General features: G+C 68.0%; 22 protein-coding genes and 1 other RNA gene. 17 read left to right on the top strand and 6 right to left on the bottom strand.

The window, feature by feature from the left end; genetic code table 11:
* Positions 1–334 precede the first annotated feature (334 nt).
* Entirely contained in the window at positions 335–886 is a 552-nt protein-coding gene (locus tag IM632_RS06135) for a GNAT family N-acetyltransferase (protein WP_296483697.1), read from the top strand.
* A gap of 30 nt (positions 887–916) precedes the next feature.
* Here the strand turns inward: IM632_RS06135 and IM632_RS06130 are convergent, their stop codons facing one another.
* From IM632_RS06130 to IM632_RS06120, 3 genes are all read right to left on the bottom strand, one after another.
* On the bottom strand, positions 917–1,870 hold the full coding sequence (locus tag IM632_RS06130) for a GNAT family N-acetyltransferase (protein WP_296483694.1): 954 nt from the start codon (positions 1,868–1,870) through the stop codon (positions 917–919).
* 424 nt (positions 1,871–2,294) lie between these two features.
* A complete protein-coding gene (locus IM632_RS06125) occupies positions 2,295–2,621 on the bottom strand; it encodes a DNA-binding transcriptional regulator (protein ID WP_293537304.1) in 327 nt (108 codons plus the stop codon).
* Positions 2,596–2,988: a type II toxin-antitoxin system RelE/ParE family toxin gene (locus IM632_RS06120; RefSeq protein WP_296483691.1), complete on the bottom strand. Its 393-nt coding sequence runs from the start codon at positions 2,986–2,988 to the stop codon at positions 2,596–2,598. Before IM632_RS06120 ends, IM632_RS06125 begins: the two co-directional genes overlap by 26 nt.
* Before the next feature lie 477 nt (positions 2,989–3,465).
* On the opposite strand from IM632_RS06120, the gene dusA reads away from it, so the two are divergent.
* Entirely contained in the window at positions 3,466–4,509 is a 1,044-nt protein-coding gene (dusA, locus tag IM632_RS06115; RefSeq protein ID WP_296483688.1) for a tRNA dihydrouridine(20/20a) synthase DusA, read from the top strand.
* Here the strand turns inward: dusA and IM632_RS06110 are convergent.
* On the bottom strand, positions 4,432–4,923 hold the full coding sequence (locus IM632_RS06110; protein ID WP_296483685.1) for a TIGR02281 family clan AA aspartic protease: 492 nt from the start codon (positions 4,921–4,923) through the stop codon (positions 4,432–4,434). The genes dusA and IM632_RS06110 overlap by 78 nt on opposite strands.
* Positions 4,924–4,995: 72 nt before the next feature.
* Complete coding sequence (locus IM632_RS06105; protein ID WP_296483682.1) at positions 4,996–5,214, bottom strand: DUF1289 domain-containing protein; 219 nt, start codon at positions 5,212–5,214, stop codon at positions 4,996–4,998.
* A 267-nt stretch (positions 5,215–5,481) separates the two neighbouring features.
* On the opposite strand from IM632_RS06105, the gene IM632_RS06100 reads away from it, so the two are divergent.
* Together IM632_RS06100 and IM632_RS06095 are read left to right on the top strand one after the other, a co-directional pair.
* Positions 5,482–6,684, top strand: a complete 1,203-nt coding sequence (locus IM632_RS06100; RefSeq protein ID WP_296483679.1) for an acyl-CoA dehydrogenase family protein — start codon at positions 5,482–5,484, stop codon at positions 6,682–6,684.
* A gap of 49 nt (positions 6,685–6,733) precedes the next feature.
* Positions 6,734–7,879, top strand: a complete 1,146-nt coding sequence (locus IM632_RS06095) for an acyl-CoA dehydrogenase family protein (RefSeq protein ID WP_296483676.1) — start codon at positions 6,734–6,736, stop codon at positions 7,877–7,879.
* On the opposite strand, the gene IM632_RS06090 is transcribed toward IM632_RS06095, so the two are convergent.
* Positions 7,846–8,451 (bottom strand): gamma carbonic anhydrase family protein, encoded by a 606-nt coding sequence (locus IM632_RS06090; protein WP_296483673.1) that lies wholly within the window; start codon positions 8,449–8,451, stop codon positions 7,846–7,848. The genes IM632_RS06095 and IM632_RS06090 overlap by 34 nt on opposite strands.
* Before the next feature lie 108 nt (positions 8,452–8,559).
* Here IM632_RS06090 and IM632_RS06085 point away from each other — a divergent pair, with 108 nt between their 5' ends.
* The 13 genes from IM632_RS06085 (at position 8,560) to ftsW (ending at position 21,538) form a co-directional block, all read left to right on the top strand.
* On the top strand, positions 8,560–9,453 hold the full coding sequence (locus IM632_RS06085; protein ID WP_293515908.1) for an EamA family transporter: 894 nt from the start codon (positions 8,560–8,562) through the stop codon (positions 9,451–9,453).
* A 10-nt stretch (positions 9,454–9,463) separates the two neighbouring features.
* Positions 9,464–10,192: an N-acetylmuramoyl-L-alanine amidase gene (locus tag IM632_RS06080; protein WP_296483669.1), complete on the top strand. Its 729-nt coding sequence runs from the start codon at positions 9,464–9,466 to the stop codon at positions 10,190–10,192.
* A complete protein-coding gene (locus IM632_RS06075; RefSeq protein WP_296483665.1) occupies positions 10,189–10,722 on the top strand; it encodes a GNAT family protein in 534 nt (177 codons plus the stop codon). The genes IM632_RS06080 and IM632_RS06075 overlap by 4 nt, the downstream gene beginning before the upstream one ends.
* A gap of 36 nt (positions 10,723–10,758) precedes the next feature.
* Positions 10,759–11,144: RNase P RNA component class A (gene rnpB / locus IM632_RS06070), an RNA gene on the top strand.
* A gap of 291 nt (positions 11,145–11,435) precedes the next feature.
* On the top strand, positions 11,436–11,903 hold the full coding sequence (locus IM632_RS06065) for a division/cell wall cluster transcriptional repressor MraZ (protein WP_296483663.1): 468 nt from the start codon (positions 11,436–11,438) through the stop codon (positions 11,901–11,903).
* Positions 11,900–12,829, top strand: a complete 930-nt coding sequence (gene rsmH, locus IM632_RS06060) for a 16S rRNA (cytosine(1402)-N(4))-methyltransferase RsmH (protein ID WP_296483660.1) — start codon at positions 11,900–11,902, stop codon at positions 12,827–12,829. The genes IM632_RS06065 and rsmH overlap by 4 nt, the downstream gene beginning before the upstream one ends.
* The gene (locus tag IM632_RS06055; RefSeq protein WP_296483657.1) at positions 12,826–13,263 is read left to right on the top strand and encodes a cell division protein; all 438 of its coding nucleotides are present in this window, start codon (positions 12,826–12,828) and stop codon (positions 13,261–13,263) included. The genes rsmH and IM632_RS06055 overlap by 4 nt, the downstream gene beginning before the upstream one ends.
* A complete protein-coding gene (locus tag IM632_RS06050; protein WP_296483654.1) occupies positions 13,260–15,005 on the top strand; it encodes a penicillin-binding protein 2 in 1,746 nt (581 codons plus the stop codon). The genes IM632_RS06055 and IM632_RS06050 overlap by 4 nt, the downstream gene beginning before the upstream one ends.
* Positions 15,002–16,459, top strand: coding sequence for a UDP-N-acetylmuramoyl-L-alanyl-D-glutamate--2,6-diaminopimelate ligase (locus IM632_RS06045; RefSeq protein WP_296552125.1), 1,458 nt, complete (start codon positions 15,002–15,004; stop codon positions 16,457–16,459). Before IM632_RS06050 ends, IM632_RS06045 begins: the two co-directional genes overlap by 4 nt.
* Complete coding sequence (murF, locus tag IM632_RS06040) at positions 16,456–17,856, top strand: UDP-N-acetylmuramoyl-tripeptide--D-alanyl-D-alanine ligase (protein WP_296483651.1); 1,401 nt, start codon at positions 16,456–16,458, stop codon at positions 17,854–17,856. Before IM632_RS06045 ends, murF begins: the two co-directional genes overlap by 4 nt.
* Positions 17,856–18,968 (top strand): phospho-N-acetylmuramoyl-pentapeptide-transferase, encoded by a 1,113-nt coding sequence (gene mraY, locus IM632_RS06035; protein WP_293515916.1) that lies wholly within the window; start codon positions 17,856–17,858, stop codon positions 18,966–18,968. Before murF ends, mraY begins: the two co-directional genes overlap by 1 nt.
* Positions 18,969–18,978: 10 nt before the next feature.
* Positions 18,979–20,388, top strand: a complete 1,410-nt coding sequence (gene murD, locus IM632_RS06030) for a UDP-N-acetylmuramoyl-L-alanine--D-glutamate ligase (RefSeq protein ID WP_296483649.1) — start codon at positions 18,979–18,981, stop codon at positions 20,386–20,388.
* 4 nt (positions 20,389–20,392) lie between these two features.
* Positions 20,393–21,538, top strand: a complete 1,146-nt coding sequence (gene ftsW, locus IM632_RS06025; RefSeq protein WP_296483646.1) for a putative lipid II flippase FtsW — start codon at positions 20,393–20,395, stop codon at positions 21,536–21,538.
* The last annotated feature ends 33 nt before the right edge of the window (positions 21,539–21,571 follow it).

Raw genomic sequence — 21,571 nt, 5'->3', positions numbered from 1 at the left:
TCGGCCGCCGACTGCGCGCACGGCGCTCGGCTCGAAAGGCGTAACGATGATCGAAATCGCGATCATGGGGACTTCATGAGGTCAAGGCAGCGGCGAGACAATATCGAATGACCGCTCGGCGTCGAGCTCGAACACCCGGGGTTGATCGACTGATTCAGCAATCATAGCTTGTCCGGTCCCATCAGGCATATCCCGCCCGCCGAGGCTGAAGCCAACTACTATGAGGCGCGAGAGACCCTCGATATAGTCACGTGACTTAAAAGAACCCGCCCCATGAGAACCCGGGACGCTTCAAATAGTGTATTGGGCCACTAAATGAATGATGAGAGGCAGCGTGAAAGTTGATAAATCGGCAACCCTCCATACGCCTCGACTATCCCTGCGGCCGGTGCGAAAGGCCGACAGGGGCGATCTGATTGCGCTCGAACGTGACGCCGAGGTCATGCGCTTTATAAACGGTGGACGTCCGACGCCCGAGGATGGGCTCGATCCGAAAGCGGACTTCCTGATGCCGCGTGGGGGCGAGCGCGGCATCTGGACCGCCGTTGGGGTTGCGTCTCAGACCTTCATCGGCTGGTTTTCCCTGACGCCCCACAGCGAGGCTGTCGCCCAACTTGGCTATAGGCTCTGCCGCTCGGCGTGGGGCCAAGGGTTGGCGTCAGAAGGCGCGCGCGCCTTGGTGCAAAAGGGCTTCGTCGAAATGCAGTTGAATCGGATCGTGGCAACGACAATGGCTGCCAATCATGCTTCTAGACGGGTCTTGGAGAAGGCAGGTCTTACCTATGTCCGTACAGTCTATTTCGACTGGCCGGATCCTCTGGCAGACAGTCATCTTGGTGATGTGGAATACGAGATTACCCGCGCTGATTGGCAGCGCGTAACGTGACCTTCAGCCCAGATCGGGCGCATGACGAGTCTATGTGTCGATCGCTTTCGCCCACCAATGCGATAAATCCACCTGCTCGAAACCGGCGGCGCGGTAGGCGGCGATGGCTGCGTGATTGAAGTGGGCGGTGCCGACGCGAGCTTCGATGAGGCCGCGCGCACCTAGTCTTGCGAGCGCTTCGAGCATGACGGCTCCGGCCAACCGCCGGCCCCGATGGACGGGTGCAACGCCGACCGGCTCGAATACGCCAACGCCGCTCGCTTCGTCCGCCCAGCAAATGCAAGTTGCGATTAAACTGCCATCCGGCGCCACGGCCAAGATATCGAGCGAAGGGTCATAGACAGGTAGGGCGATCAGACTGAGATAGGCTTCCGCCGAAAACTGCGAGAGGGCTGAGATGCCGAGATGTTCCAGGTGATCCCAAGCTCCTCGGTGGGCGGCGGCGCGTAGCACAGGGTCGACGTCGATGCTGTCCCTCAACACATACCCGGGTGGCAGTTCAGGCGGTTGTATGTGGCCGTTCAAGTCGCGCCCGAAGCAGACGCTATCAAGTTCAGCTTTCCGATAGCCGAGTTCCTCGAGCATCGTGATGCGGCGGAGGTCGGCAGCCTGTGCACGGATCTGGAGTCGCCTTTCGGCGGGCTGGCCTTGGCTGGCAGGGCGGCGCCGGCAGGCGTCCTCGGCCCAGTGGACGGCGGTGCGGAACAGATGCTCGCTAGCGGGGAGGGTCTCTATCCAGACCTCGCCTTCGCTTTGAAACCAGGCGAGCCCCTCGACTTGGTCGGGACCCGACCAGAAGCGGCACGGCTGCGGCTGGTCGGCGCGCGTTTGCAACGCCCAGATTATGTCACCCGGATGCCAGGATGAACGGAGGGGCGAGCGCTGGGCAGTGCAGGCGCTCGCAAAGGCGATGAGCGCTGGAAGGTCGGCGATGCTCTGGTAGCGCCTTGATGGGAGCTCTGCTTGCCGATCCTGCGTAGTCAATGTGCGTCTCCCGTAGGCAGCACTGGGATACGACGTCACCTGTGTCGATCGAGCAAGGGAAGGCGCCACTCGCAGAGGGTGGTGGTGGTCCTCCATTTGACCAAGGTTTCAGACCTCCAACTCGACCCCCCAATCCCTACTATAATGCCGGAATCCCACCATTCCGGGAATAGGGCGTTCGACGGTGAAGTCGCAGAAATGACGGGATCAGGGACCAGAAAACTCCGATGGCAGGATAAAAGCCGCGAGGTGCGGAGGGGTGTTTAGGGCGAATAGGTCAGTAAGATCAGCTATCTAGAGAGAGGCATAACAAGTGTTCTTCATGTGCGGCTTTCGGAAAGAGGTTGAATAGAACGAAATTTTTTGCCTTGCGCCCATCTAGAGAGAGCCTTAAACGCTTAGTGGAGCCAGCGTTGGGCTAGGGTCAGGCAATGGCCTGCAGTCCCTTCGACTTCACCAGGTTCAGCAATTTCAGCGAAGGGCCGTCAGGTCGTTTTTCGCCGCGCTCCCATTTGCTGACAGCATCTTTGCGAACGTTCAGGTAGCTGGCGAACACGGGCTGGGAGACCTGCTCGCGTTCCCGCAGCGCCCTGATTTCCTCCGGCGCCATGGGCGTTACCGGGGTCAGGCACAGGACGTCGAACTCGCGCATGGTCGCCTTGTCGATGACGCCGGCGCGATGCAGGCCGGCAGCGGTCTTGTGAACCGTCCCGAGTATACCGCCTTCAGTCTTGCCCGCCGACTTCGTCATCGATCGTAACCTCTGCAATCTCACCGGCGGATTTCGCCGTCTCCAGGGCGCTCAGGTCGAGGGTCAGAAAGGTGGCCGCCAACGCCTTCAGCGCCTTGAGTTCCTTGGGCGTGATGTTCGCCTTCTCGTTCTTGGCAAAGCCGTGGACGAAGAAACTGTGTCCGCCGACCTTGAACAGGATGATCGTCCGGAAGCCGCCGGACTTGCCGCCGCCATCCCGGGCGATCCTCTGCTTGAATACGCCGCCGCCGAGGTCTGCGTCCCATTGACCGGACGCCACAGCCTGGGCGGCATCAAGCAGATCCGCACTTTTCAAATCCGCCTTGCGGGCGAACCTCGAAAACTCCTTGGTCTTATAGACGCTCATCGCCTAACAACCCTCGAAGAGTGTAGCTCCAAGAGCTATAGTGTTCAAGGGCGAGATCATGCCGCCCTCGACGCCGCAATGGCGTGCAAGGACTCAGGCTTCAGGTGCGTATAGCGCCGTAGCATCTTCCAGTCCTTGTGACCCGTCACCAGGGCCACTTGTTCGATGGCGAAGCAAGGCTCAAGGAGACGGTCTGGACCTTCATCGCGCAGCCCGTGAAAATTTGGCTCCCTGATGGCCAGTTCTTCCGGACTCGAGCGCAGGTTGAAAGGAGAGTCACTGCGCCAGTCGCGTCTACTGGCTGACGCGAGACGACACCGCCGCCGTCATCACCCTCTCCGACAAGGTCGCCCTGCGGACGGTCTTCTTCCAGCACCGGATCAGATTGCCGGCGGGGCAGGAGATTCTTGTTTGCAAGTGACGGGCGTCTGATCTAGGCCGCCGTCCTCGGAAGGGCGGCGACGGCGCACGTTGAGAATGGACAGGAACGCCCACCGCTTCTCCGTCGCCCCGATGATGGACTGGACGGACCGTCACTGCCGGTCCTTCCACCGGGTGCTGACGCGGCGCGCCCTCCTTTATTCCGAGATGGTCACCAGCGCCGCCGTCCTGCATGGCGACCGCGACCGGCTGCTGGGCTTCGATGCGGCCGAGCATCCCGTCGCCCTTCAGCTGGGGGGCAGTGACCCGGCGGAGCTGGCGACGGCGGCGCGGATCGGCGAGGCCTTCGGCTATCGCGAGATCAACCTGAATGTCGGCTGCCCGTCGGACCGTGTGCAGTCGGGCCGGTTCGGCGCCTGCCTGATGCTGGAGCCGGCCTTGGTGGCCGACTGTATGGCCGCCATTCGGCAGGCGGTTTCAGTCCCGGCGACGGTGAAGTGCCGGATCGGGGTGGATGACCAGGACCCGGAGTCCAGTCTCTTTTCCCTGGTGGACGCCTGCGCGGCGGCGGGGGTGGAGACCTTCATCGTCCATGCGCGCAAGGCGATCCTGAAGGGCCTGTCGCCCAAGGAGAACCGGGACATCCCGCCCCTGAACTACGGCCTCGTCCGGCGGCTGAAGCGGGAGCGACCCGGTCTGACCATCGTGCTGAACGGCGGGATCGGCGGCCTGGATGCGGCTGAGGCCCTGCTGGCGGACTTCGACGGGGTGATGCTGGGCCGCGCCGCCTATCATGACCCCGGCTTGCTGGGCGAGGTGGACGCCCGGATCTTCGGGGAAGGGGCTCCCGTCACGCCGGAAGCGGCGGTGGAGGCCTACCTTCCCTATGTGGAGGCGCGGCTTTCCGAGGGCGTGGCCCTGGCCGCCATGACCCGCCACATGCTGGGCCTGTTCCAGGGGCGGCGCGGGGCGCGGGCCTGGCGGCGCATCCTGACGGTGGAGTCGGTCCGGCCGGGCGCCGGCGTCGAAGTGATCCTCAGGGCCCTGGCGGAGGTGTCCGGATCAGGGATGCAGGCGCAGGGTCTCGGGCGTGGCCTCGAAGCCGGAGAGCCTGCGCAGATAGCTCATGCCCAGCAATGAGGCGTCGGTGTCCCGGTCCAGGACCAGGGCGTCGACATTGTGCACCACCGCGCCGTCCACCGCCACGGAAGCCAGGGTGATCCGCGCCGCCCGGGCCTCGCCGGCGGCGGTCGCCACCTTGAGGCCGTAGGTCAGCGCGTCTGGATCGACGCCAACGCGGCGGGCGTCTGCGGCGGTAAGGGAGACCACGGTGGCGCCCGTGTCGACCAGCATTCGGACAGTCTGGCCATTGACCCGGGCCTGCGCCCAATAGTGACCGTCCTTGCCCATCGCCACGGCGGCGGGGCCCAGCGCTGGAGCAGGCGAGAGGGTCGCCGCCGTCGCGCGGACAGCCGGAGAAAGCATCAGAACGGCCTGGCCGACGGCGACCGCAGCCACTGCGGCGGCAAGGGCGATCGTGGCCTTCCTGAGCATTTCCGGGGTCGTCTCCCGCTTCGGTGAACGAGAGCCTAGGCCAACAGGGTTAGCCGGAAGTGAACGTCCCGCTCAGGAGAACAGGGCCAGCTTCTCGGGCCGGATCAGACTGCGGCGGGAGGGCAGGTCGGCCATCACGGCGTCGCGGGCCTCAGGCGTCATCTTCGACCAGCCGGCGACCTCGTTGAGACGCCGGTAGCAGCCCATGCAGAGCCCGCTCTCCCCGTCGACAACGCAGATCTTGATGCAGGGGGTGCGCAGGGACGGCGCGGGACGGTCCTCCGTGGTCATGACTGTCCGCCGCCTCCGCCTGCCGGGAGACCCATTCTGCTCCGGGACGCGACTTCGCGACAAGACCTGATGCAGTTTCTGGACCTTGCCCGGAACACAAGCATGGCGTCGAAGGCGCGCCGCATAGCAGCGGGCCGCATCGTCCTCTCCTTTAACCTTAAGCTCCCCACAGCCGGCGGCTCCGCACCGCTTTTCAAGCGGCGGTCGTTCACCTATGTGGAGCGGCGGAACGGCGCGTATGTCCGCGCCAGACGCCGGAGCTTTTTCATGAACCTGGATTTCTCCCCCGAGGACAACGCCTTCCGCCAGGAAGTCCGCACCTTCATCGCCGAGAACTACCCCAAGGCGCTGCGTGAGAAACAGGAGCGTGGCGAGACCCTGGGCAAGGAAGACCACCTGTCCTGGCACCGGATCCTCGCCAAGAAGGGCTGGGCCGTCCCGTCCTGGCCGGTGGAGCTGGGCGGTACCGGCTGGACCCCCACCCAGAAGTACATCTGGTCCGAGGAGCAGGCCCGGGCCGACACCATCGGCGTCCTGCCCTTTGGCGTCTCCATGCTGGCGCCGGTGCTCTATACCTTCGGCACCGAGGAGCAGAAGCAGCGCTTCCTCCCGGGCATCCGCGAGGGCCTCGTCTGGTGGTGCCAGGGCTATTCCGAGCCGGGCTCGGGTTCCGACCTCGCCAGCCTGAAAACCCGCGCCGAGCGCGTTACCGGGGACGATGGCAAGGAGTACTACATCGTTAACGGCCAGAAGACCTGGACCACCCTTGGCCAGCACGCCGACTGGGGCTTTTTCCTGGTCCGCACGGATCCCAACGCCAAGCCTCAGGCGGGCATCTCTTTCCTGCTCATCGACATGAAGAGCCCGGGCATTTCCGTCCGCCGCATCACGACCCTCGAGGGTGGCCATGAGGTCAACGACGTCTTCCTCGACAATGTGAAGGTGCCGGTCGAGAACCGCGTCTTCCACGAGAACCAGGGCTGGACCTGCGCCAAGGCCCTGCTGGCCCACGAGCGCTCCGGCATCGCCGGGGTGGCGCGGTCCAAGCGCGGACTGGAGCGCCTGCGCCAGATGGCCTCCACCGAGCTGGCGGACGCCGGCGGCGCCCTGATCCAGGACCCCTTCTTCCGCCGCAAGGTGGCCGAACTGGAGATCGACCTGACGGCGCTGGAGTTCACAGAACTCCGGACCCTGGCGGGCGAGTCCAGCGGCAAGGGCCCGGGCCCGGAAAGCTCTATCCTCAAGATCAAGGGCACCGAGATCCAGCAGCGCCTGCAGGAACTGGCCCTGGAGGCCGCGGGCCATTACGGCGCGCCCTTCCTGGGCGAGGCGGGCCACAACTCCGGCATCGGGCCCCGGCATTCGCTCGGCCTGGCCGGCGACTACTTCAACGGCCGCAAGACCTCGATCTATGGCGGCTCCAACGAGATCCAGCGCAACATCATCTCCAAGATGGTGCTGGGCCTCTAAAGACCCCTAGGGACACTCAGGAGGGGCTGCGGCCCCGGGCGGGACACACATGGATTTCAGCTTCACAGAAGAACAGTCGATGCTGCGCGACACGGTCGCGAGCTATCTGGCCGACAACTATGGCTTCGACCAGCGCCGGGCGGCCCTGGGGCGCGAGCCCTACTGGCGGCCGGACGTCTGGAGCGCCTTCGCCGACGAGCTGGGGATCCTCGGCGCGGCCTTCCCCGAGGCCCTCGGCGGCCTGGGCGGCGGCTACACCGAGAACATGGTGGTCATGGAAGAGCTGGGCAAAGCCCTCGTGGTCGAGCCCTATCTCGGCACGGTGGTCATCGGCGGCGGCTTCCTGAAGCACGGCGCCCCGGCCGGCGCGGATGAGCTGATCGGCCAGATCATCGCGGGCAAGGCCATCTTCGCCTTCGCCTATGCCGAGCCCCAGGGCCGCTACAACCTCCGCGACCTGAAGACGACCGCCCGCAAGGACGGCGCGGGCTACGTCCTGAACGGCCACAAGGCCGTGGTGGTCGGCGCCCCCTACGCCACCCATCTGGTGGTCACCGCCCGCACCGGCGGCGGCCAGCGCGACGCTGGCGGCATCTCCGTCTTCATCGTGCCGAAGTCGGCCAAGGGCGTGACCACCCGCGACTATCCCACCGTCGACGGCTTCCGCGCCTCGGAGGTCTATTTCGAGAACGTCGCCCTGGGCGCCGAGGCTCGCATCGGCGGTGAGGGCGAGGCCCTGCCCCTGGTCGAGAAGGTGGTCGACGAGGCCATCGCCGCCACCTGCGCCGAGGCCTGCGGCGTCCTTCGCCGGCTTCAGGAAGGCACGGTGGAGTACACCAAGCAGCGCAAGCAGTTCGGCGTGCCGATCTCGTCCTTCCAGGTGCTCCAGCACCGGATGGTCGATATGTTCATCCAGCTCGAGCAGTCGATCTCGATGACCTACATGGCCACCATCCGCCTGTCCGACAGTGACGCCGAGCGGGCCAAGGCCGCCTCGGCCGCCAAGGTGCAGATCGGCAAGGCCTGCAAGTTCGTCGGCCAGAACGCCATCCAGCTGCACGGCGGCATGGGCATGACCGACGAAATGGCCATCGGCCACTACTTCAAGCGCGCGACGATGATCGAGGGCCTTTTCGGCTCCACAGACCATCACCTCGCCCGTTACGAGGCCCTGTCGCTCGGCGCGGCGGCCTGAAGCTCGGCCGCCAGGCGCGCGCGCTCGGCGGCCATTTCGGCGCGGAAGCCCTCGGTGGACCAGAGACGATAGTCCCCGGTCGCGTAGGCTTCCGCATTCCGCCGGTAGAGGAAGGCGTTCAGCCGGTTCGCCAGGGTGTTGTCCCGGGTGCGGGTGACCGCGCCCGGCGATCCCATGACGATGGAGCAGGGCGGGATCACCGTCCCCTCTTTCAGGAAGGCGCCGCCCGCGACGATGGAGCCGGCCCCGATCCGGCATCCGTCCATGATGGTGGCGCCGATGCCGATCAGGCAGGCCTCGCCGATGTCGCAGCCGTGCAGGGTCACGTGATGGGTGATCGAGCAGTCGGCCCCGACGAAGGTCCCGGTTCCGGCGCCGACGTGGATCATCACGAAGTCCTGGATGTTGGCCCGCGGGCCGATCACCACCCGGTCGCTCTCGGCCCGCACCACCACATTGCACCAGACCGAGGCGCCGGGGTGGATCTCGACCTCGCCGAACAGACGGGCCGAGGGGTCGATCCAGGCCGCGCCCAGGTCCTTCACGTCCGGTCCGAGAAAGGGTCCGCTCATCTGCGCCTCCGTTTGGCCCAGCCTCGCCCGGCGGCCGGCGGCTGACAAGTCGCCAGGCGGGGGCGGAAAGGCGTTGCCCTGCGCCGCAAAGCGGGCGAAAGCCCCGGCATGACCCCGCGCGACTTTGGCCTGATGACGCTGGTCTGCCTGATCTGGGCGGCCAACACGATCGTCTCAAAGCTGGTCATCGCCAACCTCCAGGCGCCGCCCATGTTCTACGCCGCCCTGCGCTTCGCCGTGGTGCTGGCGGTGGTCTGGCCCTGGCTGCGCAACGCTCCACGGCCGCTCTGGCGGATGATCCTGGTCGGCCTTTGCATGGGGTCCGGGACTTTCGCCCTCGTCTTCTTCGCCTTGAAGACCGCCAGTCCCTCGGCGGTGGCCATTGTCAGCCAGATGGGCGTGCCGGTCACCGCGGTGCTGTCCTGGTTTCTGCTGGGCGAGAGGCTCGACGCCCGCCGGATCACCGGCACGGCCATGACCCTGGCAGGGGTGGTCCTGGTCATGTGGAATCCCGACGGTCTGCACATGTCTGCGGGCCTCCTCTTCGTGGTCGCTTCGGCTGTGATCGGTTCCTTCGGGGCGGTCCTGATGAAACAGATCGAGGGGGTGAAGCCCCTGCAGTTCCAGGCCTGGGTGGGCCTAAGCTCTGTGATCCCGACCCTTGCCTACACCCTTTCCTTCGAGACGGGGCATGCGACGGTGGCGCTGGCCAACCCCTGGGCCCTGGGGGCCGCGGTCCTGTTCTCGGGCCTCGTGGTCTCGGTGCTGGCCCACACCCTCTACTACACCCTGATACAGCGCTATGAGGCGTCCCTGGTCTCGCCGCTGACCCTGATGACGCCGATCTTCACCATCGCCCTGGGCGTGGTGATCACCGGCGACGTCGTCGATCTGAGGATGGCGCTTGGCGCCGTGCTCGCCTTGATCGGCGTCCTGGTCACTGCCTTCCGGTTCAACCAGCTGGCGCGCCTGGCCCTCGTCTTCGGGCGCGGACAGGGCTAGCCTCCGGTCCATGGACTTCATCGACGCCCCGTCGCCGAACTTCGACGCCCGGACGGCCCCGCCGGACATGATCGTCCTGCATTACACGGGCATGACGACGGGTGAGGCGGCCCTCGCCCGGCTGTGCGATCCCACACCCGGCGGCCGGGTGAGCGCCCATTACCTGGTCGAGGAGGACGGCCGCGTCTTCCGGCTGGTGGACGAGGCGCGCCGGGCCTGGCACGCGGGCGTCGCGTCCTGGAAGGGGGAGCGGGACATCAACAGCCGCTCCATCGGCGTCGAGATTGTCAATCCGGGCCATGAGTTCGGCTATCGGGATTTCCCGGAGCCACAGATCGCCGCTGTGATCACCCTGCTCGGCGACATCCGCACCCGCTGGACCATCGCCGACGGCGACATCGTCGGGCACTCCGACGTGGCGCCGGCCCGCAAGCAGGATCCGGGCGAGCGGTTTCCCTGGAAGCGGCTGGCGGAAGCCGGACACGGCCTTTGGGTAGAGCCGCCGCCGGCCCCGGGGCTGTCGCTGTCCGAGGGGGCCGAGGGGGCCGCTGTCTTCGCCTTCCAGGCAGGGTTGACCCGGCTGGGCTACGATTGTGCGCCCAGCGGGACCTTCGACGCCGCCACCCGCGAGGTGGTCGCCGCCTTCCAGCGGCACTGGGTCCAGAGCCGCTTCGACGGCGTGGCCGACGGCCTGACCCGGGCGAGGCTGATCGCCCTCCTGCGATTGTCCGCGGCATGATCACCGATCCGCCGCAGGTGCATGGCTTCGAACTGCGCGCCCTTGAAGAGTCGGACGCCCCCGGTCTCCTGGACCTGTTCTCCGATCCGGAGGTCTGCGCCTTCATGGACATCGAGCCCCTGCAGACGGAGTTCGAGGCCCTCGACATCATCGACTGGGCGCAGGCTCAGGCGGCGCAGGGCGTCGGCGTCCGGTGGGGCGTGCGGCGGGCGGGGGCGCCGCGCCTCATCGGCACGGTGGGCTTCAACCGGATCGAGCGCAGCCGGGGGCGCTGGGGCGAGATCGCCTATGACCTCGCGCGCGACCAGTGGGGCAGGGGGGTGATGAGCGCCATCCTGCCGGCGATCCTCGCCAGAGGCTTCAAGGACTGGGAGCTTCTGCGGCTGGAGGCCATGGTCACGGCGGGGAATACCCGGTCCTGCGCCCTGCTCCGGCGGATGGGTTTCCGCCAGGAGGGCGTCCTCGCCCGCCGGGGCTTCTGGAAGGGCCAGGCCTGGGACCAACTGGTCTTCGCCCGACTTGCGGATTGACGACGCCGCCCCGGAGGGCCATTTCTGCGCACGGAACCAGACGGCCGGGCGGTCGCTCCCGTCCCTCGGGACGGGGGAGGAAAGTCCGGGCTCCACTACGACATGGCGGCGGGTAACGCCCGCCGGGGGCGACCCCAGGGATAGCGCCACAGAAAGCAGACCGCCCCGGTCGCGGCCGGGGCAAGGGTGAAAGGGTGCGGTAAGAGCGCACCGCGGACCCAGCAATGGGGACGGCACGGCAAGCCCCGCCAGGAGCAAGACCGAATAGGGACCCCGCGCCGGAGCGATCCGGCAGGGCTGTCGCAGGCCCAGGGGTCCGGGTAGGTCGCGAGAACCGTTCAGCAATGGGCGGTCCAGAGGAATGATCGCCGCGCCCGCTCCGGCGGGCGGCACAGAACCCGGCTTACAGGCCGTCTGGTTTCCGTCTCTGTCCGAAATCTCGATTATCAACAGATGTCCCGTCCTCCCGCGGCTTCCGGGGCGGAGTTCTCTGTATGAGCTGTGGAGAGGCGGTGGAAATTAACCATATTTGAATGAAAATCGACTGAGAATACTTGCTATTGGCAGTCAGAGTCATTGTTTCCCATTCAATCCCATGATAGCCCATTTCAAACCTGGACAGGCTCCCATCCCCGCGGCTTCCGTTGCGGCCGGCGTCGTTCCGGGATCGGCAGGGGCGCGGCCTGAAGGGCTGCAGGGCGGGACGCTGCGGGATGTTCATCTCGACGTTCGAAAAACAGCTGGACGCCAAGCGGCGCATCGTCGTGCCGCAGGAGTTCCGCGCCGCCGTGTCCGGTCCTTTCGATGGGGTGGTCTGCTTTCCCTCCATAGAGGCCGACTGCATCGAGGGGGGCGGACAGACCCTGTTCGATCGCTATCTCGGCGTGATCGAGGAACTGGACTTTGGCGATCCGCTGCGCTCGGCCCTGGAAACCTCCGTCCTGGGCGGGATGGCGCGGTTGAGCTTCGATACGGCGGGCCGGATCACCCTTCCCGAGACCCTTTGCGACGCCTTCGGCCTGAGCGACTGGGTGGTGGTGGTGGGGCTTGGCGACCGTTTCCAGATCTGGGAGCGCGAGGCCTTCCAGGCGCATCGAGCTTCCCAAAGGGAGCTGGCGCGAGGAGGGCTGGCCCAACTTCGCGCTGCGCAACGGGCCCAGCGTTCGGGCCTGCCAGGATGAGCGCGCCGCACCTCTCCGTACTGCTGAACGAGGTGGTTTCCGCCATTGCTCCGGCGCCGGGGCGGCACGTGGTCGACGGAACCTTCGGGGCGGGCGGATATGCCCGGGCCTTCCTCGCCGCAGGCGCCCGGGTCACCGCCTTCGACCGGGATCCCTCCGCCGCCCGCTACGCCAAGGATCTCGGCCCCGACTTCCGTCTGGTCATCGCGCCCTTCTCGACCATGGCCGAGGTTCTGGGCGAGGCCGCCGCCGACGGGGTCGCCCTCGACCTCGGGGTTTCCTCCATGCAGCTGGACGAGGCGGAGCGCGGCTTCTCCTTCCTTCGGGAGGGGCCGCTCGACATGCGTATGAGCGGTGCAGGGCCCACGGCGGCGGACCTGGTCAACACGGAGGCGCCCGCAGAGCTGGCGCGCATTTTCTGGGTTTATGGCGAGGAGCGACAGTCCCGCCGGATCGCCTCGGCCATTGTGCGTCGACGCGAGGCTACGCCCTTCACCCGCACGACCGACCTTGCGGAGGTCATCGAGCGGGCTCTCGGTGGGCGCCGGGGCGCCCGCGTCCACCCCGCCACGCGCGCCTTCCAGGCGCTCAGGATCGCCGTCAATGATGAGCTGGCCGAGCTGGAGGCGGGCCTCGTCGCCGCCGAGCGGGTCCTTCGGCCCGGAGGCCGGCTGGCGGTGGTGACCTTCCATTCCCTTGAGGACCGGATCGTCAAGGCCTTCCTTGCAGAGCGCTCCGGGCGCACCCCGGGCGGCTCCCGCCACACGCCGGAAGCGCCGCGCGGGGCTGATCCGAGCTTCTCCCTTCTGTCCGTACGCTCCACGCCCCCTACGGAGTCGGAGACTGCGACCAACCCGCGCGCCCGGTCGGCCCGCCTGCGGGCCGCGGAGCGGACGGCGGCCCCCCTCTGGAGGGCGGCGGCATGACCCTCCTCGAGCGTCGTGTCCTCGGGTTCCGCAGCCTCGACGTGGGCCTGTTCCTCTTCCTCCTGGCGCTGATCCTGGGCGTCTACCTCGCCAAGACCATGGCGGGAGGCGAGCGCGGCCGGATCGCAGCTGCGGAGCGCCAGATCGCTGAGGAGCAGGACCGCATTGTCCTCCTGGAGGCCGAGGTCGCCCATCTGGAGCGTCCCGAGCGCCTGGCCGCCATCGCCCGCACCTATGCCGGTCTCGCTCCGGTGGCTTCAGCCCGCGAGATCACGCCCAAGGGCCTGGCGGACGCCCTGCAGTCGCCCGCCACGGTCGTCCCCCAGCTGGTGGTCGTCGCTGCGCCGAACGTCCCCACTGCTGCTGAGGCCGAGACCTCCACGGTGCTCGAGGAGAACACGGCCGATTCCGCCGCCCGGGAGCCGAAGCCGTGAGCCTGACGCATCCAGGTCTTCCCGCCCCCGGCTGGCGCTGGATCAAGGAGCGGCTTTGGAGTCTCGAGCGCGCCTTCGAGAAGGCGCGCACTTCCGGTCGGGCTGAGAACGACGCCCGCATCCGCATCTTCGTCGTACTCGCCCTCTTCGTCGCCAGCTTCGTCTACCTCGCCGTAGGGGCGACACGCCTCGCCCTCTTCCCGGGCTTTGACGTCGCATCGGTCGCCCGCGGCGGTTCGGGCCCGGGCCGGGCGCCCCTGGTGGACCGTCGCGGGGCCCTCCTGGCCGCGGATCTTCCCTTCTACACCCTCTATCTCGACCCCCGGGACGTCTGGGACCGGGCGGAAACCCGCGCCGGACTGCTCAGGGCTCTGCCCGACCTGTCGGTCAGCCGGCTTGACAGGGCTCTTGCAGGGTCGCGCCGGACCTTCCTGGCGGGACCGCTTTCGCCCCGGGAACGCGACCGGGTCCACGAACTTGGTCTTCCCGGGGTTGTCTTCGAGCAGGAGCCTCGCCGGGTCTATCCCCTTGGCGGCGCCGGCGCTCACCTGATCGGCTTCTCTGACACCGGCGGCGAGGGGCTGGCGGGGGCCGAGGGCGCTCTCAATGACCGCATTCGCGCGGGCGCCGGTGATCGCCAGCCCACCCCCCTTTCCATCGACATGCGCGTCCAGGCCGCCCTGGACGACGAGCTGAACGCCGCCGCCAAGCGACTTCAGGCCAAGGGCGCGGTGGGCCTCATCACCAACGTGCAGACCGGGGAAATCCTGGCCATGTCGTCCTGGCCGACCTTCGATCCCAATCACGCCGGTGAGTTCGCGCCCGACCAGCTGCGGAACCAGGCGGTGGCGTCGGTCTACGAGATGGGATCAACCTTCAAGGTCTTCACGCTGGCGGTCGGCCTGGACACCCACCAGATCACACCCGAGACCCTGTTCCATACGACAAAGGGCATGGCCATCGGGTCACGGGTGATCCGCGACCTTCATGCCGTCGATCATGACATGACGGCGACGGACATCTTCCTGAAGTCCTCCAACATCGGCGCCAGTCAGATCGCTCTTCAGGTCGGCGGGTCGACCATGACCCGTTACTTCCAGGCCTTCGGTCTGTTCCACGCCGCCCCGATCGAGCTGACCGGGTCCGCCCGCCCCATCCTGCCCCGGGAGTGGAATCCCAACACCGTGGCCTCGGCGTCCTTCGGTCACGCCATCTCGGTTTCCCCGGTCGCCCTGGCGGCGGGCGTGGGCTCGGTCCTGAACGGCGGTCGTTACCTGCCACTGACCCTGCAGCCCATGCGGCCGGGCGCCCGCCCGGAGGGACGCCGCGTCATCAGCGAGGAGACCTCCCGCCTGATGCTCGGCCTGATGCGTCGGAACGTGCTGGAAGGCTCCGGCCGCCGCGCCAACGCTGCAGGTCTGAGGGTCGGCGGCAAGACCGGGTCCGCCGAAAAGGTCATCGACGGCCGGTATGTCCGGGACAAGGTGCTCGCCTCCTTTGCCGGCGTCTTCCCCACGGATGGCGCCCTCAGCGATGATCGTTATCTCGTGCTGGTTCTGATCGACGAGCCGGTCGCCGACGCCGAGTCCGGCGGCCGCACAGGGGGCCTGACGGCGGCGCCCGCGGCGGGCAAGGTCATCGACCGCGTCGCCCCCTTCCTTGGGGTCAGCCGACGGTTCGAACAGGTGGCCGCTCAGCCGGTTCCGGCGACCGCCGAACTCGCCGCCCTGCAAGAGCGCTGAGCCCCGTGCGTCTGTCCCAGCTCCTTCACAGGGACCTGCCGGTCGACCCGGAAATCACCGGCGTGACCGCGGACAGCCGGCGGGTCGGGCCGGGCGTTCTCTTTGCGGCCCTTCCGGGGGTGGCCCGCGATGGCGCCGACTTCGCGCCCCAGGCCGTAGCCGCCGGCGCCGCCGCGGTGCTCTGCAGCCGGGACTTACCGGGCCTTGGGGTCCCGGTCATCGTCAGCGCGGATCCCCGTCGGGCCTACGCCCTGGCCGCTTCCGCCTTTCACGGCCGGCAGCCGGAGGTGGTTGTGGCCGTCACCGGGACCAACGGCAAGACCTCGGTCGCCGGTTTCCGCCGGCAGATCGCGGCGGCGTCGGGCCGACTGTCCGCCAGCATGGGCACCCTGGGGCTCCTGGTCTCCGGTCCTGGCCGGGAGGACCTGGCCCTGACGCCACCCGGCCTGACGACGCCGGATGCTGGTGATGTCGCCGCTCAGCTCGCCGACCTTGCGGACCGGGGGGTGACGGACCTGGCGCTGGAGGCCTCGTCCCATGGCATCGACCAGAGGCGGCTGGACGGCGTGCGCCTGTCTGCGGCCGCCTTCCTGAACCTGACCCAGGATCACCTCGACTACCACGGCGACATGGCCAGTTATCAGGCCGCCAAACTGCGCCTGTTCGACACTTTGTTGCCCCGGGGCGCTCCGGCGGTCCTGAATGCGGACTCGCCCGCCTTTCCGGCCTTCGCCGCCGCCGCGACCCTCGCTGGGGCCGACCTCATCACCTTCGGCGAGGCGGGACGGGACCTGAAGCTTGCCGGGCGGGCGCCGAGGCCGGGCGGCCAGGTGCTGACCCTGGAACACGCCGGTCGGACCTGGCGTGTCGACCTGCCCCTGGCCGGCGCCTTCCAGGCCATGAACGCCCTCGCCGCCGCCGGTCTTGGTCTCGCGATCGGGGAGACTCCCGAGGAGATCTTCGCCGCCCTGGAGCAACTGAAGGGCGCGCCGGGACGTCTCCAGCATGTGGGTTCCGGCCCTCGGGGCGGAGAGGCCTACGTGGATTACGCCCACACGCCGGATGGCCTGGAAACGGTGCTTACGGCCCTGCGGCCCCATGCATCCGGGCGGCTGATCCTGGTGTTCGGGGCGGGCGGCGACCGGGACCGGACCAAGCGCCCCCTCATGGGCGAGCTGGCCGCGCGACTGGCGGACCTGACCATTGTGACCGACGACAATCCCCGCAGCGAGGATCCCGCCGCCATCCGGGCGGAGGTGAGGGCCGGGGGCGCCGGTCTTCGGGATATCGGCGACCGTCGGGAAGCGATCCGCAGCGCGGTCTCGGAATTGCGGGAGGGCGACATTCTGGTCGTGGCCGGCAAGGGCCACGAGCAGGGCCAGACCATCGCCGGGGTCGTGCACCCCTTCGACGATGTGGCCGAGACCCGCGCCGCCCTGGAGGGCCGGTCATGACCCGCCGCTCCCTCTGGACGGCTGCAGCCATCGCCCGGGCGACGCACGGCAGGGTCTCCCGCGCCTTTCAGGTGCGCGGGCTCTCCATCGATACCCGGACGCTGGAGCCGGGAGACCTCTTCGTCGCCCTGGGCGGTGTGCGCGACGGCCATGACTTCGTGGAACAGGCCATGGCCGCCGGCGCCGCCGGCGTGCTGGTCTCGCGACCGGTCGAGGCGCCCCACATCCGGGTCGCAGACACCTTCCTGGCCCTGCAAGCCCTGGCTCTGGCCGCGCGGGAGCGGGCGGTGGATGCCCGCCGGGGCGCGGTCACCGGCTCTGTGGGCAAGACCAGCGTCACCCAGGCGGTTGCGGCCGGTCTGGCCCTGGCCGGCCGTTCCCACGCCTCGGTCAAGAGCTACAACAACCATATCGGCGTCCCGCTGACCCTGGCGCGGATGCCCGAGAACACAGAACGGGCCGTCTTCGAGATCGGCATGAACCATGCCGACGAGATCACCCCCCTGTCCGGCATGGTCCGCCCCCACGCCACAGCCATCACCACCGTCGGGCCGGTGCATGTGGAGAATTTCCCCGATGGAGAGTCCGGCGTGGCGCGGGCCAAGGCCGAGATCTTCGACGGGGCGGCGCCCGGCGCCGTCGCCGTCCTCAACGCCGATAACCGTTGGTTCGGCTGTCTTGCCGCCCGGGCCCGGGCCCGGGGGCTGGCCATCCGCAGCTTCGGGAAGACGGAAGGGTCCGACGCCCGCCTCGTGGACTTTGGCGTGGACGCCGGTCGCGGCGTGATCCGGGCCGAGATCGACGGTCGGCCGCTGGATTTCACCATGCCGCAGACCGGCGCGCACTGGGGTCTCAACGCCATGTGCGTCCTCCTTCTCCTCGACGCCCTGGATGTCTCGCGTGAGGACGGCGTGGAGGCCCTGTCCGCCTTCGCCGCCCTGCCCGGGCGCGGGGCGGAGAGCCAGGTCCATCTGCCGGGCGGCGGCGTCTTCACCCTCATCGACGAGAGCTACAACGCCAACCCGCTTTCCATGGCGGCGACCATCGCCTCCCTTGGCGCCCGCAAGGCCGAGGGGCGCCGGCTCCTGGCCCTGACCGACATGCTGGAGCTCGGCGACGAGGCCCCTCGGTTCCACGCAGACCTGACCCGTCCGATCGCCGATGCCGGGATCGACCGGGTCTTCTGCGCCGGACCTCTGATGAAATCCCTCTGGGACGCTCTTCCTTCGACTCGGCGCGGCGGCTACGCCCTTGAGGCGTCGGAGTTGGCGCCGATGATCGCCGGGGCGGTGGAGCCTGGGGATCTGGTCATGGTCAAGGGGTCCAACGGGTCGCGGGCGGGGCAGGTCGCCCAGGCGCTTCGCGCGCTGGGCTCCCGGACCGGGGGGGCGGGCTGATGCTGTACTGGCTGTACGAACAGGCGATGGCGGCGGGGGTTCACGCCCCCCTGCTCAACCTCATGAAATACCTCACCTTCCGGACCGGGATGGCGCTCTTCACGGCCCAGCTCGTCGTGGTCCTGATGGGGTCGAGGTTCATCCGATGGATGCAAGCCCGGCAGGGCAAAGGCCAGCCGATCCGCAGTGACGGCATCGAGCGCCACGTGATCGAGAAGGCGGGTACGCCGACCATGGGCGGGGTGATGATCCTGGCCGGCCTGTTCACCGGGGCTCTGCTCTGGTGCGACCTCTCGAATGTCTATGTCTGGGCCGTTCTGCTGGTGACAGCCGGCTTCGGCCTACTGGGCTTCCTGGACGACTACGCCAAGGTCACCCGCCAGAGCTCGGCGGGGGTTTCCGGGCGCCTGCGCCTGGTGGTCGAGGCCCTCCTGGCGGGCGCCGCGGTCCTGATGATGGTGCTCTGGGGTCGGCACGGCGCGCACGACGCCGGCCTCTACACCAGCGTCGCCGTGCCCGTGTTCAAGGACGTCCTGATCAACCTCGGCTGGTTCTACCTGGTCTTCGGCGCCTTCGTGATCGTCGGCGCGGCCAATGCGGTGAACTTCACCGACGGCCTCGACGGCCTGGCGACGGTGCCGGTGATGATCGCGGCCGCAGCCTTCGGCCTGATCGCCTACCTGGTCGGCAACGCCGTTTTCGCCACCTATCTGCAAGTGCATGTGGTCCCTGGCGTGGGCGAGGTGGCCGTCTTCTGCGGGGCGGTGATCGGGGCCGGACTGGGCTTTCTCTGGTACAACGCCCCGCCGGCACGGATCTTCATGGGCGACACCGGCTCTCTGGCCCTGGGCGGCGCCCTGGGCGCCACCGCCGTCGCCACCAAGCACGAGATCGTCCTGGCCATCATTGGGGGCTTGTTCGTCGCCGAAACCCTCTCGGTGATGATCCAGGTCGCCTACTTCAAGCGCACCGGGAAGCGGATCTTCCTGATGGCGCCCATCCACCACCATTTCGAGAAGCTCGGCTGGTCGGAATCGACCATCGTCATCCGCTTCTGGATCATCTCGGTGATGCTGGCCATCCTGGGCCTCGCCACCCTGAAGCTGAGATAGGGGAGAGCGCTTGATCCCGGTCCGCGGCTTCGAAGGCAAGACGGTCGCCGTCTTCGGGCTCGCCCGGACCGGACTCGCGGCCGCGCGCGCCCTTGTCGCCGGGGGCGCGGAGGTCGCCGTCTGGGACGAAAGGGCTCAGGGCCTGGCCGCCGCCCAGGCTGAGGGGCTGGAGATCGTGGACCTCTCGGTCGCCGAATGGTCGCGGTTTGACGCTCTCATGCTCTCGCCGGGCGTTCCCCTCACCCATCCCGAGCCCCACTGGACGGTCCGGAAGGCGCGGCAGGCCGGCGTCGAGATTCTCGGCGATATCGAACTCTTCGCACGCACGGTGAACCTGGCGCCTGCGCACAAGCGGCCACGCATCGTCGCCATCACCGGCACCAACGGCAAGTCCACCACCACCGCCCTGGTCGGACACCTCTGCGCCCACGCAGGGCGGGACACCCGGGTCGGCGGCAATATCGGGGTCGGCGTCCTCGATCTGCCGGACATGCACGGCGGGGCGGTCTATGTCCTGGAGCTGTCGTCCTACCAGCTGGACCTGACCTCCAGCCTCAAGCCGGACGTGGCGATCCTTCTGAACATCTCTCCGGACCATCTCGACCGGCATGGGGGGATGGAGGGGTATGTCGCCGCCAAACGCCGCATCCTGATGAACCAGGACCACGGCGACACCGCCGTGATCGGCGTCGATGACCCCTGGGGACAGAGACTGTGCACGGAGGTCACGGCCTCGAACCGCCGGACAATCGTCCCTGTGTCCGCCTCCAAGGCCATCGGCCGGGGGGTCTACGCCTTGCAGGGGGTGCTCTATGACGCCACCGGCGACCGCGCCGTCCAGGTGGCCGACCTCAACCGGGCCCGCTCCCTTCCCGGGCGCCACAACTGGCAGAACGCCGCCGCCGCCTACGCCGCCGTCCGGGGCCTGGGCGCGCCGGCGCCCGAGATTGCCGAAGGCCTGCTCAGCTTTCCGGGCCTGGCGCACCGGATGGAGACGGTGGGTCACATCCGCGGCGTCCGGTTCGTCAACGACTCCAAGGCCACCAACAGCGACGCCGCCCGCCAGGCCCTGTCCAGCTATCCGAAGGTGTACTGGATCGCCGGCGGCCGGGCCAAGGATGGGGGGATCGACGCCCTTTCGGACCTGTTTCCACGGATCGAGCGCGCCTACCTGATCGGCGAGGCCGCAGGTGAGTTCGCCAAAACCCTCGAAGGACGGGCGCCCCACGTCAAATGCCTCGATCTGCGGGCCGCCGTCGCCCAGGCCTTCGCCGATGCTCAGGCCTCAGGGCAGGGCGGGGTCGTCCTCCTCTCTCCAGCCTGCGCCTCCTTCGACCAGTTCGAAGACTTCGAGGCGCGGGGCGAGGCCTTCCGGAGCGCAGTCGTTGCGCTGGCCGATACCGTGGCGGCGGGGGCCTGACTGCATGAGCCAGAACCCGGCGCACCAGGCCTTCGCCCGCTCGGACCGGTCCCCGTTCGGCGTCTGGTGGTGGACCATGGACCGTTGGCTCCTTGGCGCCGTGGCGGCGCTGCTGGTTCTGGGAGTCCTGATGTCTTTCGCGGCCAGCCCGGCGGCGGCGGCGCGGATGGATCTGGGGGATCCCTTCTACTTCGCCCTGCGACAGTGCGTCTTCGCCGCTGCGGGCGCCGCCGTTCTCCTCGGGGCGTCTCTTCTCGACGACCGAGGGGTCCGCCGCGCCGCCTTTTTCGTCTATCTCGCCGCCATCCTGATCATGGCGGCCCTGCCCTTCATCGGGCACAGCGCCAAGGGCGCCACACGCTGGCTCGAACTCGGCGGCTTCACCCTGCAGCCGTCCGAGTTCATGAAGCCCGCCCTGATCGTGCTGGTCGCCTGGATGTTCGCCGAGGCGCAAAAGGGCCAGGGCGTTCCAGGGGTCACCATCGCCTTCGTGCTGTTCGGGATTTCCGTCGCCCTCCTGCTGATCCAGCCGGATGTGGGACAGACCATCCTCATCTCCATCGCCTTCGGGGCCGCCTTCTGGATGGCGGGGGTGCCCATCTCCTGGGTCATGGGGCTGGGGGTCCTGTCGATTTCCGGCCTGGCCTCGACCTACTTCCTCTTCCCGCACGTGGCGAGCCGCGTGGATCGCTTCATCAACCCGGAGGCTGCCGACACCCACCAGGTGGACCGGGCCGCGGAGGCCATCGCCGCCGGGGGTCTGCTGGGACGGGGCCCGGGTGAGGGCGTCATGAAGCGTCACGTCCCGGACCTCCACACCGACTTCATCTATTCTGTGGCGGCGGAGGAGTACGGGCTGATCTTCTCCCTCGCCCTGATCACCCTCTTCGCCTTCCTGGTGATCCGCGGGCTCTACAGAGCGCTGAAGCTGTCGGATCCCTTCCAGCAGGTGGCGGCGGCGGGGCTCTTCGTCCTGGTCGGCGAGCAGGTCCTGATCAACATCGCGGTCAATCTCAACCTCATTCCGACCAAGGGCATGACCCTCCCGTTCATCTCCTACGGGGGCTCGTCCATGCTGGCCATCTGTCTGACCCTCGGCTTCGCTCTCGCCCTGACCCGCCGCCGACCCGGGGCCTACGCCCAGGCTTGAGACCGCCCCCGGACCCCGGTCCCGCCCCCTACC

Source organism: Phenylobacterium sp. (assembly GCF_020402505.1).
Lineage (GTDB): Bacteria > Pseudomonadota > Alphaproteobacteria > Caulobacterales > Caulobacteraceae > Phenylobacterium.
This window is presented reverse-complemented; position numbering and strand designations above follow the sequence as displayed.